General features: G+C 66.5%; 10 protein-coding genes. All 10 read right to left on the reverse strand.

Translation table 11 applies throughout. The features are described from left to right. Positions 1–223 precede the first annotated feature (223 nt). On the reverse strand, positions 224–1,123 hold the full coding sequence (locus KME82_RS13615) for an aldose 1-epimerase (RefSeq protein ID WP_215494529.1): 900 nt from the start codon (positions 1,121–1,123) through the stop codon (positions 224–226). 20 nt (positions 1,124–1,143) lie between these two features. After that, the gene (locus tag KME82_RS13620; protein WP_215494530.1) at positions 1,144–2,346 is read right to left on the reverse strand and encodes a glycoside hydrolase family 27 protein; all 1,203 of its coding nucleotides are present in this window, start codon (positions 2,344–2,346) and stop codon (positions 1,144–1,146) included. A gap of 29 nt (positions 2,347–2,375) precedes the next feature. Further along, the gene (locus KME82_RS13625; RefSeq protein WP_215494531.1) at positions 2,376–3,938 is read right to left on the reverse strand and encodes a sodium:solute symporter family transporter; all 1,563 of its coding nucleotides are present in this window, start codon (positions 3,936–3,938) and stop codon (positions 2,376–2,378) included. A 112-nt stretch (positions 3,939–4,050) separates the two neighbouring features. After that, positions 4,051–4,935: a 2-dehydro-3-deoxygalactonokinase gene (locus tag KME82_RS13630; protein ID WP_215494532.1), complete on the reverse strand. Its 885-nt coding sequence runs from the start codon at positions 4,933–4,935 to the stop codon at positions 4,051–4,053. Further along, entirely contained in the window at positions 4,932–5,849 is a 918-nt protein-coding gene (locus tag KME82_RS13635) for an SMP-30/gluconolactonase/LRE family protein (protein ID WP_215494533.1), read from the reverse strand. The genes KME82_RS13630 and KME82_RS13635 overlap by 4 nt, the downstream gene beginning before the upstream one ends. A gap of 29 nt (positions 5,850–5,878) precedes the next feature. Then, a complete protein-coding gene (gene dgoD / locus KME82_RS13640; protein ID WP_215494534.1) occupies positions 5,879–7,027 on the reverse strand; it encodes a galactonate dehydratase in 1,149 nt (382 codons plus the stop codon). Beyond that, positions 7,024–7,656 carry a 2-dehydro-3-deoxy-6-phosphogalactonate aldolase gene (locus KME82_RS13645; RefSeq protein ID WP_215494535.1) on the reverse strand — a complete coding sequence of 211 codons (633 nt, stop codon included), beginning with the start codon at positions 7,654–7,656 and terminating at the stop codon, positions 7,024–7,026. Before KME82_RS13645 ends, dgoD begins: the two co-directional genes overlap by 4 nt. An 11-nt stretch (positions 7,657–7,667) precedes the next feature. Next, positions 7,668–8,456: an SDR family oxidoreductase gene (locus KME82_RS13650; protein WP_215494536.1), complete on the reverse strand. Its 789-nt coding sequence runs from the start codon at positions 8,454–8,456 to the stop codon at positions 7,668–7,670. After that, positions 8,453–11,668: a glycoside hydrolase family 2 TIM barrel-domain containing protein gene (locus tag KME82_RS13655; protein WP_252255310.1), complete on the reverse strand. Its 3,216-nt coding sequence runs from the start codon at positions 11,666–11,668 to the stop codon at positions 8,453–8,455. Before KME82_RS13655 ends, KME82_RS13650 begins: the two co-directional genes overlap by 4 nt. Further along, complete coding sequence (locus KME82_RS13660) at positions 11,668–14,406, reverse strand: TonB-dependent receptor (protein ID WP_215494537.1); 2,739 nt, start codon at positions 14,404–14,406, stop codon at positions 11,668–11,670. The genes KME82_RS13655 and KME82_RS13660 overlap by 1 nt, the downstream gene beginning before the upstream one ends. Positions 14,407–15,159: the final 753 nt, after the last annotated feature.

Consider the following 15,159-nt stretch of genomic DNA (forward strand, 5'->3'; position numbering starts at 1 on the left):
TTTCGCGTGTTGAGCGGGCGCCGTTTGTCAGTCAACGGCTCGTGTGCTCAGGGACGCACGAGCGCGCTTCGTTTGGATCGGGATACGGGTTGAGGTAAGCGTGCCACTGGCTGTTCGAGGTCACGCAACAGCATTCGCGCCTTTGGCGCTCAGGCCCTCACCCCGGCCCTCTCCCGCCTTGCGGGAGAGGGAGTTCAAGCGGGGTTGCGCATTCCTGATCCGGCTAGCACTCGACGACACTGAAACGAAAACGCCGCTGCAGTCGCGCGCCCGGCGCCAACGCGGTCATGCCGTGCGCGAGCGCGCCGCCGGGCAGATGGACCGCGTCGATCGCGTGATCCACCGGCTCGAAGCAGAAAAAATCCGCGCCCACCGGCGTGTACAGCACGAAGCGGTCGACATCGCTGTCGATGTCCACACCCAGCCGACGCCGCGGCCAGCGGATACTTGCCCGGCCCGACCAACCGACGAAACCGTGATCGACGCAATCGGCGGGCAGGACTCGCGCGTCGTCGAATCGCCAGCGTTCGGGAATCTCAGTCAGCTCGGTCGGCAGCGGCGTGTGGCCATCGTTGAACCAGACCCGATCCGCCGGCGCGCGCAGGCGGGTGTCGGTGTCGCGCGGAAAGAACGGGTGCAGCCCCAGTCCGAACGGCAGGCTCGCCAGGCCGATGTTGACGACGCTCAGCGACACCTGCAACGCGCGCTCGTGCAGCCGGTAACGCAGGTTCGCGCGATAGCGATAGTCGGAAGAAGCGGTTTCATCCAGCGTCAGCAAGGCCTCGTCCGCGGCGGCGTAGGCGACGCGCCAGGCGCGTTGCCAGCCGCTGCCGTGAATCGGCCAGGGTTCGTCGTCGCGGTTGCGCGGCAAGTCGATGCGGCGGCCGTCGAACTCGAAACCGCCGCCGGAGATGCGGTTCGACCACGGCAGCAGCGGATAGCAGGCCAACTGATTGGGATCGGGCCGGTCAGCGTCGGGAACGGCATCGGCCGGCGACGGCGCGAACGGGCTGGCGCGCATCAACGGCGTCAGTCGGCCGTCGACCACGGCGTCCAGGCCGAGCAGCGCCCCGCCCCACTGCGGAGCGAGCCGCGCGCGCAAACCGGCGCTGGCTAGCATCATCGCCTGCACTGCCGTGCCGGTCAGCGTGCGCTGATCCGGTAGATCGCGGTCGCATGCGGCGCCAGGGCGACCTTCAAGGAGCCCTCGCCTGTTTGCTGATCGCGGCTCCACAGATCGCGCACGATGTATTGCCTTGACTTGTCCAGGCCCAGCTCGGCGACGCCGACCGCGGCCTCGCGCGCGCCGTCGGTTTCGTTGAAGATCGCCACCGCGCGATCGCCGTTGGCGAGCGGCTTGACGATCACATGCACGCCGTCGCGCTCGCGGATGCGCTTGCCCTGCACGCCCAGCGGGTCCTGGTCGATCGCGATGACTTCCTTGTTGAGCACGATCTCCAGCGCCGCGGGCTTGATCGTGCGCAGGTCGGTGCCGATCAGCAGCGGCGCGGCCATGATCGACCACAGGCTGAAATGGCTGCGGTATTCGACATCGGTCATGCCGCCGTTGCCGACTTCGAGCATGTCCGGATCGTTCCAGTGCCCCGGTTTGGCGTACTGATCGAGCACCACGTTGTGCTTGAAGATCTTCAGCATCGAGGCATAGGTGTCCTCGATATCGCCGGTGGTGCGCCACGAGTTTCCGCCGACCGCCGGCTCGCCGGCCCACAGCCAGGGCTTGTTCTCGCCCCATTCGCACACGCTGTAGAAGATCGGCCGGCCGGTCGCGCGCAGGGCTTCGCCCATCGCCGCGTAGCGCGGCCTGGCCGGTAATTTCTCGTTGTTGCAGTTGTCGTACTTGAGATAATCGATGCCGTAGGACGCGAACAGCTTCGCATCGCGTGCCTCGTGGCCAAGGCCGCCGGGGAAGCCGCGGTTCTCCTGCTTCGGCTCGCAGGTGAAGGTGCCGGCGCTGGTGTAGATACCGAACTTGAGCCCCTTGCTGTGTACGTAGTCGGCGATCGCCTTGATCCCGCCGGGGAAGCGTTCGGGATTGGGCTTGAGATTGCCGTCCTGGTCGCGCTGCCAGTACGCCCAGCAATCGTCGATGTTGATGTAGCGGTAACCGGCGTCCTTCAGGCCCAGCTCGACGAACTTGTCGACGATGCCGCGGATCATGGTCTCGTTGAACTCGGCCCGGCAGTGGGTGGAGTTCCAGTTGTTGAAGCCCATCTGCGGCGTGGCCGCCAGCGCGCCTGCCTCCGAAGCCCGGGCGGGCAACTGGCTCGATGCCAGGGCCATGACGACAGCGAACGTGGACAGCTTGCTCGAGCGCGTGGATCGCATGCGATTTCTCCTGAAAGGATCGGCCGACATCACCAGAACACGGCGTACAGCACGGCCACCACCACCACCACGACGAGCGCGCCGAGGTTGAAACTGGTCGGGGTGCGATAGCTCACGTCGTCGGTGCGGATCAGATCGCTGCCGGTCCGCGTCTTGCTCAACAGCGAGACCACCACCGCCAGCACCAGCGCGAGCAGGAACACCACGCCGACGCGATTCATGAACGCATACTCCGGCCACATCACCCGCACCGCGATCGACAGCAATACCGAACCGATCGCCGCGGCCAGCGCGCCGGCTTCGTTGGCGCGTTTCCAGAACAGGCCCAGCAGGAAGATCACGGTGATGCCCGGCGTGAAGTAACCGGTGAAATCCTGGATGTACTGGAAGGCCTGATCGAAACTGCCCAGCAAGGGCTTGGCCGCGAGCATGCCCAGCGCGACCGCGATCAGCGAGGCGACGCGGCCGACCCGGACCAGTTTCGCCTCGTCCTGGTCCGGACGCAGCTTGGCGTAGAAATCCAGGGTGAAGATGGTCGCCACCGAATTGATCTTGGACGCCAGCGACGCCATGATCGCCGCGATCAAGGCCGCGAACACCAGGCCGAGCACGCCGGTCGGCAGCAGCCCCATCATCGTCGGATAGGCTTGATCGGGCTTGCTCAAGCCCGGCGCCAGCACCACCGCGGCGATGCCCGGAATCACCACGATTACCGGCACCAGCAACTTCAGGAACGCGGCGAACAGCACGCCCTTCTGCGCCTCGGCGATGTCCTTGGCCGCCAGGCCGCGCTGGATGATGTACTGATTGAAGCCCCAGTAGCTGAAATTCATGATCCACAGACCGCCGAGCAACACGCCCAGGCCCGGCAGGTCCTTGTAGTAGGGATTGTCGCGGCTCAGGATCATGTGGAAGCGCTCGGGCTGGACCTCCAGCAGGTGCCGGAAACCGGCGATCACGCCCTGCCCGTCGCCGATCCGGTTCAAGGTCAGCGCGGTGATCATCAAGCCGCCGAGCACCAGCAGCGACACCTGCACGATGTCGGTCAGCGCCACCGCCTTGAGCCCACCGTAGACCTGATACGCCAGGGCGAAACCGCCGAGCAGCAGCAAGGCGTAGAGCTGGTCCATGCCGGTGACCTGGCTCACCGCGATCGAGCCAAGCCACAGGATCGAGGTGAGATTGACGAACACGTACAGGATCAGCCAGAACACCGCCATGACGATGCGGATGGTGCGGCCGTAACGGTTCTCCAGGAACTGCGGCATGGTGTAGATGTTGTTGCGCAGGAACACCGGCAGGAAGAACTTGCCGACGATCAGCAAGGTCAGCGCGGCCATCCATTCGTAGGACGCGATCGCCAGGCCCAGCGCATAGCCCGAGCCGGACATGCCGATGATCTGCTCGGCGGAGATGTTGGCCGCGATCAGCGACGCGCCGATCGCCCACCACGGCAGGGACTTGCTGGCCAGGAAATAATCCTGCGCGTTCTTGCGGTGCCCGTGTTTCTCGCGCGACACCCACTGCGCCAGCAAAAAGATGCCGGCCAGATAGCCCAACACGATCACGACATCCAATGCGGACAGCATCATTCGCCTCTCTTCCTGGGTCCGGCGATGCGGCCTGCCGGTGATTGACTGCGAAACCACGGGAACCACGAAAAACTCGATTCGCGCACGGCCGCGGCCGCGACGCAATGGATCGTCACGCCATCGGCAGGCCGCGCTGTCGCGCCAGCGCATACAGGCCGCGCGCGGACACCTGCTCGTCGTGTACCTGCACGCGGTGACCGCGCCGGGTCAGTGCGGTCGTGTACGGCTCCAGCAAGGCCGGCGGCGCGATCAGATGCACGGTCTGGGCCGACGCCGGCAGCCGGCGCAGCTCATGGCCGATCAACAGGCCGGACAGGAACGAGCGCAGCGCCGACGCCGGCAGCACGTCGAACAAGCCGTGCGTGCGCACCGCGAACAGATGCTCGGTCAGGTCGCCGTCCAGCGCGGCGTGATCCAGCCCTCGCGCGAAGCCGTCGGCATCGTGCGGCCCGGGCTGCATCAGGCGGCCGAGGATGCTGTGTTCGCTCAATACCTGGAACAGTTCGCCGGTCATCGCGGTGGAGAAATCGCCGATGCGGCCGTCGTCGATACGCAGATGCTTGCAGTGGGTGCCGGCCAGGCAGGCCAGATGCGAACCGGGTCCGAGGCGGTCGAGCAATCCGCAGATCTGGGTTTCCTCGCCGCGCATCACATCGTGGACGCCGTCGGCGTGAACCGCGCTCAGCCCCGGCGCGATCCACAGCTCGCGATCGCCCGGAGCCGACGATTCGACCCGGTGCATGCCCTGGGCGATTTCGTCCAGCCCCGCCGGACACGCCACGTACGCGACCTCGTGCCAGCCTTGGCGACTGCCGACCATGCCGGCCATCGCCACGACGCGTTCGTCCCACCCTTGGGTGATTTGCTCGAGCACCGCTTTGAAACGGCCGGCGCACGCGAGCACGCCCTGATCGGAGCGACGCGAGTCGATCACCCGCCCCTGCGGATCGAGCCGGAACGCGCGCAGGCTGCTGGTGCCCCAATCGATCGCGATCATCGGTCGTCGAACCTCGCTTCGGCCAGCCCGCGCACGCCCGGCATCGAGGCGACGAACAGGCCGCCGGCCTCGGGCTGCAGACTCAATTCGGCATCGTCGAGTTCCTCGCGCGCGGTGCTGATGTAGATCTGGTCCAGCGCGGGGCCGGCGAAACTCAGGCAGCTGACGTTCGAGGTCGGCACTTGCACGCTGCGATCGATATGTCCGTCGCGGGCGTAGCGCACCACGCGCCCGGCGCCCCAATGCGCGCTCCACACCTGGCCGTCGCGATCCACCGCCGCGCCGTCCGGAGAAGCCGATGCGTCCACTCGTGCGAACAGCCGCGGTTCGCCCACCCGCGCCGTTTCGCTGTCGTAGACCGCGCGCATGATCCGGCCGCTGCGCGAATCGCAGTAGTACAGGCCGCGCCCGTCCAGGTCGAAACACAGACTGTTGGGAATCGCCACGCCGGGCAAGTCCAGCACGCGCAAGCCGTGGCTCAGCGAATACTGATGGAACCGGCCGATCGGCAGGCGTTGCGGATCTTCGTTGAGCGTGCCGAACACGAAACGGCCGTTGCGGTCGGCGCGTCCGTCGTTGATGCGCAGCGTCGGCCGGTCCGCGTCGACCGGCACCAGCGCCTGCACCGGCAGTTCCTCGGCGTGCTCGGCCTGGCGCGGGTCGGCGAAGTACAGGCCTTTCGCCAGTCCGAGCAGCAACCGGCCCGATTCGCACAAAGCGAACGATCCCAGTCGATCCGGCGAACGCCAATGCCGGACCTGTCCGAGCTGCGGCCGATAGCGCCACAAACGCGCGGCATGGATGTCGGTCCACCACAGCGCCTGCTCGCGTTCGCACCACAGCACGCATTCGCCGAGCCGGCAGCGGCTGTCGACGGCGAGGGTCGCCACGGCTTCGTGCGTGGACTCATGCATCGACTCGTGCATCGGCGCGCCCATCGCCCTCACCACTCCGCCACGCTGCCGTCGGCGTGACGCCACAGCGGGTTGCGCCAGTCCGACACCTCACGGCTGCGTTCGATCACCCGCGCTTCGTCGATCTCCAATCCCAACCCGGGCAACACGAACGGACGCACCGAGCCTTGCTCCATCGCGAAGGCGTCCTTGTTGACGATGTAATCGAGCAGTTCGCCATCGGCGTTGTAGTGGATGCCGATGCTCTGCTCCTGCAGCACCGCGTTCCAGCTGGCGAAGTCCACGTGCAGGCACGCAGCCAGCGCGATCGGCCCCAACGGGCAATGCGGCGCCAGCGCGACATCGTAGGCTTCGGCCATCGCTGCGATCTTCATGCATTCGCTGATGCCGCCGGCATGCGACAGATCGGGTTGCACGATCGCCAGGCCGCCGGCATGCAGCACGTTCTTGAATTCAAAGCGCGAGTACATGCGCTCGCCGGCCGCGAGCGGAATGGAGGTCTGCGCGGCCAGGCGCGGATAGTATTCGGCCTGTTCGGCCAGCACCGGTTCCTCGATGAACAACGGCCGGTAGGGTTCGAGTTCGCGGATCAGGGTCTTCGCCATCGGCCAGCCGACCCGGCCGTGGAAGTCCAGGCCGAATTCGATGCTGTTGCCGAACACGGCGCGGATCTCGGCGACCTTGGCCACCGCCGCGTCGATCGCGCGGCCGCTGTCGAGCAGGCCGAGTTCCTCGCAGGCGTTCATCTTGAAGGTGTCGAAACCCAGGGCGACGCGATCGTGGATCTGCGCGATGATGTCGGCCGGACGATCGCCGCCGACCCAGCAATACGTCTTCATGCGATCGCGCACCAGACCGCCGAGCAGCTGATACACCGGCACGCCGAGGGCCTTGCCCTTGATGTCCCACAAGGCTTGGTCGATGCCGGCGATGGCGCTCATGAACACCGCGCCGCCGCGGTAGAAACCGCCGCGGTACATGGTCTGCCAATGGTCGTTGATGCGCGCGGGGTCCTGGCCGATCAGCTGTTCGCCGAGTTCGGCGACGGCGGCTTCGACGGTGCGCGCGCGACCTTCCACCACCGGTTCGCCCCAACCCACGAGGCCTTCGTCGGTCTCGATCTTGAGGAACATCCAGCGCGGGGCGACGCGGTAGGTGCTGAGTCGGGTGATTTTCAAGGGCGCGCGCTCTGGTAGGCATCGACGAAAAGACCGCCGCGTTCGCGGGTGACCGCGGGCGATTGACCGGGGGTGTACAGATCGCTGCCCAGTCCGGCGCCGGCGCAACCGGCGTGGAGGAAACCGGCGAGGTTGTCGGGCGTGACGCCGCCGACGGCGAACACCGGCACCTGCGGCGGCAACACCGCCTTGATCGCACGCACGTAAGCGGGGCCGAAGTGATTGGCCGGAAATAGCTTGAGCGCCTGCGCGCCCGCGGCCAGCGCGGCGAAGGCTTCGCTGGGCGTGGCGAAGCCGACGGCGCAGGTCAGGCCGCGCTGCACCGCATGGCCGATCACCGCGGCATCGGTGTTCGGCGTGACCATCAGCTGCGCGCCAGTCGCGGCCAACGCGTCCACGTCGGCCGTGTTCAACACGGTGCCCGCGCCGATCACCGCGCGGTCGCCGGCGATGGCGAGCGCAAGTTCGACGCTGCGCAACCAATCGGGCGAATTGGTCGGGATCTCGATCAGGCCGATCCCCGCCTCGATCAACGCCAGTACATGCGCTTCGATCTCGGCGGGCGCGATGCCGCGCAGGATCGCGATCAAGGGGCGTCGGGCGCTCCAGTTCACGGACGTTTCGGTCATCGGCAAGGTGATCATTCGTGGTACAGCTGGGTGCGCCCGCCATCGATGACGATGTCGGTGGCGTTGATGAAGCGCGCTTCGTCGCTGGCGAGGAACAACGCGGCATAGGCCACCTCGTCGGGTTCGCCGATCCGCCTCGGCGGCAGCAGTTCGGTCTGGCGGCGGCGCGCGGCCTCGGGATCGGGCTGCGACGAGAGCCAGCGCTCGATGCGATCGGTCAGGATCAGTCCGGGCGAGATCGAGTTGAACCGCAGACCCTGCGCCGCGTACTCCAGTCCCAAGGCCTTGGTCAGCCCGATCAGCGCGTGCTTGGCGACCGGATACGGGAACGCGCCTGGAATGATCTTGTGCCCATGCACCGAGGCGATATTGATCACCGACCCGCGCCCGTGTTCGAGCATGATCGGCAACGCGGCGCGGCTGAAGTTCCAGGCGCCGCCGAGGTTGATCGCCAGATTGCGCCACCAGTCGTCGGGCGCCAGGGTCAGCGGATCGCTGAACACGTCCACGCCGGCGTTGTTGACGACTACGTCGATGGTGCCGAACCGTTGCGCGGCCTGATCGACGAACGCCGCGACCGCATCGGCGTCGGCGACATCGCCGGCGACGAACAGTTCGCAGGCCGACGCCTGCCCCGCTGACGGCGGCGCGCGGTCGTAACCGGCCACGCGCGCGCCGTGCTCGACGAACAACCGCGCGATCGCCGCGCCGATGCCGTTGGACGATCCCGAGACCAGGACCGTCTTGCCGGCCAGACGTTGCCCGGGCGCGGCAGGCGCGGAGGGAGTGCGGTCGCTCATCGATTCGCCTCGGTGCCGGCCTGGGCCGGCGTTATGCGGAACTGGTAGCGCGAAGGCGCCACCGGAATACGGTACTGCGAATGCGGCTGACCGACCTTGCTCCACGAATCGTCGCCGCCGACGCCGATCTGGCGTTCGTCGATCATCAGCGAGACGTGCTCGCGCGCGACGATGTCGCTGCTGTGCGCCTGTCCGATCGGCTTGCGGTCCAGATCGGCATACGGGAAGGCCAGGGCATTGACCGACAGCGGCTTGGCCCCGGTCACCCGAATGCCGACGCCGTCGGCGGCGCTCAACGTGAGCCAGCGCACGTCGATCTTATTGCCGGTTTCCTGCGGGCGGATGTAGTCGTGGTTCTGCGCGGCGATCTTGCCGGCGTACACGCCGATCTCCGCGCCGGTGTAGCGATCGGCATAGCTCTCGTGCGGGCCGCGGCCGTACCAGCTCAGCTCGGTGATGCGGCTGGGCATGGTGAACATCAGCCCCAGGCGCAAGGGATCGGGCAAGCCGGCGTACAAGGGCTTGAATTCGCCGGTGACGTCGACCGAACCGTCGCGCGCCATCGCGTAGTCGACGGTGTACTGCACGTCCGGCGTGGCGGTCTCGCCGCCGATATCGAACGCCACCCGCACCCGCGCGCCGCCGTCGTCGCCGCGCTGCACCTGCACGGCGCGGACACGACGGGTTTGCGACAGCGGTTTCCAGATCTGATGGCTGGCGTAGACGCCGGTGCCGATGTCGTTGTCGGTGGGCGCGCGCCAGAAGTTCGGCGCGCCGCCTTGCAGCAGGGTTTGATCGTTGTAGGCGTAGCGCTGGATCAGGCCGGTGGCGCGATCGATGCGCAGTTCGACGCCGGCGGCGCGCAAGGTCGCGGCCTGCGCCGTATCGCTGACCGCGACTTCGGCGCCCGAGCGCGCGACCGCCGGCAACGACGGCGGCGGCGACAAGGCGAACTGTTCCCACGCCACCACGTGCCCGGCCGGCACCAGCGGCACGGTGTCGGCGCGGGTGCGTGCGCGCAATGTCAGCAAGTATTCGGCGCCCGGGCGCTGGGTCAGCGGCGGCACAGCGAAGTCGACCGTCTGGCTGCCGTCGGCGGGCGTGGACAACGCCGGCCCCTTGCCTTCGCGCACGATCCGGCCGTTCTCGCGCAACTGCCAGTCGAAATCGAACCCGCTCAGGTCGATGAAGTTATGCCGGTTGCGCACGGTGAAACGGCCGGCCGCGGCATCCACGGCTTCGAACTGGATCGGTCCATAGACCTTGCTCAGCTCGTGCAGGTGCGGGTTGGGCGTGCGATCGGACTGCAGCAGGCCGTCGCCGAATTCGATCGCCTCCGCGCCGGACGGATTGGGGCCGTAATCGGCGCCGTAGGCCCAGTACGCGCGGCCGTCGTCGGTGTGCTTGAGCATGCTCTGGTCGACCCAATCCCAGATGAAACCGCCCTGCAGCCGGTCGTGAGCGTAGATCGCATCCCAGTACAGCTTGAGGCCGCCCAGGCTGTTGCCCATCGCATGCGCGTACTCGCACAGGATCAGCGGCTTGCCCGCGAACTCCGGATGGGTCGCGTAATCGACGATGCGGTCGGCCGGGTCGTACATCGGCGCGTAGAAATCCACGTACGGCTCGGGCAGGTGCTGGGCATACAGGGTGCCGTGGCCGAGGTAACTCACCAGCCGCGTCGTGTCGTGGGTGTGCAGCCAGTTCGCCGCGTTGGCGAAGTTCGGCCCGGTGCCCGCTTCGTTGCCCAGCGACCAGAAAATGATCGAAGGATGGTTCTTGTCGCGCTCCATCATCCGCTGGACCCGCTCCAGATGCGCGCGCTCCCAGCGCGGGTCGTAGCCCAGCTGGACCTGGTCGCGCGGCCGCATGCCCTCGTCGCCCTTCTGCATGTAGCCGTGCGATTCGATATTGGCCTCGTCCATCACGTACAGGCCGTACTCGTCGGCCAGCGCATACCAGCGTTCGGCGTTGGGGTAATGCGAGGTACGCACCGCGTTGACGTTGTTGAGCTTCATCAGCTCGATGTCGCGCCGCATCGAGGCTTCGGACATCACGTGGAAGGTGACCGGGTCGTGTTCGTGCCGGTTGACCCCGCGGATCTTGATCGGCTTGCCGTTGACCCGCACCAGGCCGCCGGACACCTCGACCGTGCGAAAACCGATCTTGACCGCGCTGGCCTGCAGCAGTTGTCCACCGGCGTCGCGCAACTCCAGCAGCAAGGTGTAGAGATTCGGCGTTTCCGCGGTCCACGGGCGCACGCCTTCGATCGTGCCGGCCAGGCTCAGCGTGCGCGCTTTCGACGACGGCTCGACCGCCGCCTCGCGCGTCAACACCACGCGGTCGCCGTCGAGCACGCTGGCCTTGATCCGGCTCGCCGCGGCCGCGCCGGTGACGCTCAGGTCCAGATTCAATTCGCCGTTGCGATAGCTCTTGTCCAAGGTGGCGCGGGCGAAGAAATCGCGCAGCCAGGTCTTGGGCGCGGCGAGCAGGTAGACATCGCGCTCGATCCCGCTGACCCGCCAGAAATCCTGGTCCTCCAGATAGCTGCCGTCGGACCAGCGATACACCTGGATCGACACGTTGTTGGCGCCGGCGCGCAGATGGCGGCTGATGTCGAATTCGGCCGGCAGCTTGGAGTCCTCGCTGTAACCAACCTGCTTGCCGTTGACCCACACGTAGTACGCCGCGCCGGCCGCGCCGATGTGCAGCAGCACCTGGCGCCCGTCCCAGCCCTGAGGCACGGTGAAATCGCGCCGGTAGGAGCCGACCGAGTTGATCTCGTGCGGGATGAACGGCTGGTTGGCCGGAAACGGATAGGCGATGTTGTTGTACAGCGGCTGGCCGTAGCCCTGCGCCTGCCACATCGACGGCACCGGGATGGTTTTCCAGGCCGATACGTCGAACTCGTCGCGATAAAAATCCAGCGGCCGCCGGTCGACGCTCGGCGCGAACGCGAAGCGCCAATCGCCGTTGAGGTCGAGGAAGTAACGCGAATCGGCGATGCGTCCGGCGCGCGCGAGCTGCACCGACTCGAACGGGAACGAGGTGGCGCGCATGGGTTCGCGATCGATCGCGTTGACCTCCGGCCGCTCCCATTCGGCGACCTGCGCGGACGCTTGCGGCGCGGGCGCCGCCTGCGCGCCCGCCAGAACGCACAACGCGAGCAGTACGAGCAGGCCGCGACCGACGCGGCGGATCGGCGCGCGCATCACCATGATCCGCGGATACCGAAGGACAGCGCGCGGCCGTTCGCGGCGACCCACTGAGGACGGCTGTCGTAACGCGAGTACGCCGCCTCGGTCTCGTCGTTGACGTTGGTGGCCTCGGCGAACAGCGAGACGTTGTCGTTGAGCTTGAAGTTGGCGCTCAGGTCGATCTGCCCATACGGCTTGACCGTGGTCGGTTCGCCCTGCGCTCCGCGCACCGCCGAGAGGTATTCGTCGCGCCAGTTGTAGGCCGCGCGGAAACCGACCCGGCCCTTTTCGTAGAACACGATCAGATTGCCCGAGTTGGCCAGGCCCACCACCGCGAACTGGCCGGTGGCGATGGACGGATCGAAGCTCTGCTTGCTGTCGACGTAGGTGTAGTTGGCCTGCACGCCCAGGCCGTCGAACGGCGCCGGCAGGCGGTCGAAGGTGTACTGGAACGACAGCTCGGCGCCCTTGACCACGGCGGTATTGGCGTTGACCGGCAGGGTTTCCATGAACGGATAGCCCTGGATCGTGGTCGGCCGGGTCACGTTGGTGACGAAGTTCTCGACCTTCTTGTAGAAACCCGCCAGGCCGAGGTAGCTGGTGTCGTTGAAGTACCACTCCGCGCCCAGATCGTAGTTGCGCGCCTTGTAGGGCTTGAGATCGATGTTGCCGGTGTTGATCGAACCCGGGCCCGGCGGACGCACGCCGATGTCTTCGCTGATGCGCAGGCTGGTCAGGGTCGGCCGGGTCAGGGTGTCGGACGCCGACGCGCGCAGCACCAGGTTCTCGCGCAGATTGATGCGGAAGTTCAGCGACGGCAGCCAATCGTTGTAGCTGGCGCTGCGCGAGATCGGAATCGGCGGGGTGAAATGCACCTGGGCGTTGGTCGGATCGCCCGGCGTGCCGGTGATCGATTCCACCTGCGAGGACACCGCGCGCGACACCGCATCGGTCTTGACGAAGCGCACGCCGAGGTTGAGCGTCCACGGCATGTCATGGAAGGTGTTCTCGAACGTGGCCTGGGCGAACGCGGCGTAGGATTTCTCTTCCACCAGCCATTGGCTTTGCGGCACCGGCATCGCCTTGAAACCGCCGTATTTCTGCAAGGCATCGGCGATGCGCTGGGCGCGGCCGGGATCGTTGGGGTCGTAGAACTCGCCGCCGGGCGCGAACTGGTTGTACGCCGCCGGGCTCGACAGGAAGTCGAAGTAGCGCTGCGGATCGAAAGTCAGCCATTGGGTCGGCGCGCCGGTGGAGACGCCGTTCACCAGCGAGCCGGCATTGAACACGCTGGCCAGTTCGCTCGGCAGCCGCACCGCGTAGCCGCAGTACGCGCAGTTCAGATCGCTGTCGGAGGTGCGCACGGTGACGCTGTCCTTGGTCCGCTTGGAACCGGAGATGCCGAACTGCAACTGCGACAAGGTGCCTTCGATGAAATTGCGGGTCAGGCTGACCTTGCCTTCGTACAGTTCGTCGCTGCGGTTGTCGCCCTCGCGGTCGACGAAATGCGCGCGCAGGTCGGAGGTGTCGGTCGTCGGCAGCAGGTTGGAATAGCTGGGGAACGCGCCGGGATTGAGGTTCCAGGTCGGGTTCACGCCGACATTGCGCGCGCCCATCACCATGAAATAGCCCTTGCCGCCGCTGTTCTCCTCGGCCTTGGAATAGGAACCGTCGAAGTCCAGCGAGGTCTGCTCGCCGACCTGCCAGGCGACGTTGACGCCGAGCTGCTGGTTGGTGGAATTGCGCGGGCTGGACGAGACGATGTGATCGTTGGCCAGTCCGCCGGTGTTGCGGCGAACGAACGAGGTGGCGGTGCCGTTGGCGTCGCTGCTCGCCTGCTGCACGTCGGAAGGGTCGGTGAACAGACCGAAGGCATTGATCTTCGAGTCGATCTCGTACTTGGAGTACATGGCGTCCACGCCCACCCGCAGGTTCTCGCTCGGCAACCAGTCGATCGCCGCGTTGACGCCGGTGCGGGTGCGCTGTTCCTGATTGACCTTGTATTGCAGGGTGCGCGGCACGGCGACGTTGTTCAAGCCGCTCACGCCGTTGATGCCGTTGCTGCCGGTCAGCCAGCCTTCGTCGTCGATCACCTCGCTGGTGTGATCGCGCTGGTAGCGCACCACGCCGAGCAAGGCGCCGAAGGTGCCGTCGGCGTTGGTGTCGCTGATCAGGCCGGAGAACTTCGGCTTGGTGTCGCCCGACAGGCTGTCGCGCACGCCCGATACGCTGCCGGCGACGTGGAAGCCCTTGTCGTCGAGCGGGCGCCGGGTCTTGATGTTGACCGTCGCGCCGATGCCGCCTTCGCTGAGGTTGGCCTGCGAGGTCTTGAACACTTCGGCGGTGCTGATCAGTTCCGACGGCAGCACGTCGAAGCTGAATTCGCGGCCGGCGTTCTCCGTCGCCATGGTCCGGCCATTGAGCAGCACGGTGTTGAACTCCGGTCCGAAGCCGCGCACGGTGATGAAGCGCGATTCGCCGCCGGAGCGGTCGACCGACACGCCGGCGATGCGTTGCAGCGAGTCGGCGACGTTCTGGTCGGGGAACTTGCCCACGTCCTCGGCCGACACCGCATCGACGGTGCCGATGGCGTCCTGCTTGAGCGCCTGCGATTTCTGGATGCTCGCGCGGGTGCCGCTGACCACCACCGCGCCGAGCGTGGTCGGGTCTTTGTCGGCGCTTTCGGCCGAAGGTGCGGTCGGCGCGTCGGCGGATTGTTGCGCTTGCGCGGTGTGGGCGACGACGGCGGACATCGCCATCGTGACCATCAGCGCATTGCGGACACGAAGTGCGTTACGAACGGAAACGGTCAGTGCTGATTGATGCATTACCCTGCCCCGGCTGAACAGCGACATTGGCTGTTGATTGACGATCGACCGGACCTCGCCCCCGCTCGGTCCCTCCCTGCGCGACCGCTCCGGCTGGGCCGGGCGGTCATGCCGTCCTATTTGTAGGATAAATAGTATTTATGGGATCAATGCCGATGCAAGCTGCACCGCAGCATGGCGATGCGCCAAGTTCGGCCGGCGGACGGCTTCAAGCCCGACCGCCCTCGCGATTGGGGCAACAACGCAGCCGGCGCCGATGCGACGCAAGCCACCGATTCGATGCTCAGGCACACCAAGCGACATGGCTCACAACGATTGTGCCGCGGCGTGCAGCTCGGTTTTCGCCGCGAGCATCGCTATCGGGTAACTCTTCGCATGATCGTGCCGCCAGATGCAGACACAAGCGCATCGAGCGCGGCATAGAGACAGGTTCGGCGAGCCTATCGCGTAGAGGCCTGGCTCGTTCGATCAGCCCATCGAATGTCTGACGCGGCCGGCCTGGCTTGCGATCGCTGCCGGTTCGCGCCGCCACCTTGCGCCGATGCCATGAATGGTTTGCGCGCGGCCCTGCCCGTCCGGCACTAAAAGCGTGCTGAAAATGACGAACGGCGAGCAAGTGGCGGCCTGGAGTTGTCACTGATTCGCCTTGACCGGACGAATCGACGAGCCTCATTGCGC

This window comes from Lysobacter capsici (assembly GCF_018732085.1).
In the GTDB taxonomy this organism is placed as follows: Bacteria; Pseudomonadota; Gammaproteobacteria; order Xanthomonadales; family Xanthomonadaceae; genus Lysobacter; species Lysobacter capsici_A.

Bases quoted from the DNA above. Each gene is read 5' to 3' on its own strand.
- KME82_RS13660 (WP_215494537.1), bottom strand. From the start codon at position 14,406: ATGTCCGCCGTCGTCGCCCACACCGCGCAAGCGCAACAATCCGCCGAC.
- KME82_RS13615 (WP_215494529.1), bottom strand. From the start codon at position 1,123: ATGATGCTAGCCAGCGCCGGTTTGCGCGCGCGGCTCGCTCCGCAGTGG.
- KME82_RS13630 (WP_215494532.1), bottom strand. From the start codon at position 4,935: ATGATCGCGATCGATTGGGGCACCAGCAGCCTGCGCGCGTTCCGGCTC.
- KME82_RS13645 (WP_215494535.1), bottom strand. From the start codon at position 7,656: ATGACCGAAACGTCCGTGAACTGGAGCGCCCGACGCCCCTTGATCGCG.
- KME82_RS13625 (WP_215494531.1), bottom strand. From the start codon at position 3,938: ATGATGCTGTCCGCATTGGATGTCGTGATCGTGTTGGGCTATCTGGCC.
- KME82_RS13655 (WP_252255310.1), bottom strand. From the start codon at position 11,668: ATGCGCGCGCCGATCCGCCGCGTCGGTCGCGGCCTGCTCGTACTGCTC.
- KME82_RS13650 (WP_215494536.1), bottom strand. From the start codon at position 8,456: ATGAGCGACCGCACTCCCTCCGCGCCTGCCGCGCCCGGGCAACGTCTG.
- KME82_RS13620 (WP_215494530.1), bottom strand. From the start codon at position 2,346: ATGCGATCCACGCGCTCGAGCAAGCTGTCCACGTTCGCTGTCGTCATG.
- KME82_RS13635 (WP_215494533.1), bottom strand. From the start codon at position 5,849: ATGCATGAGTCCACGCACGAAGCCGTGGCGACCCTCGCCGTCGACAGC.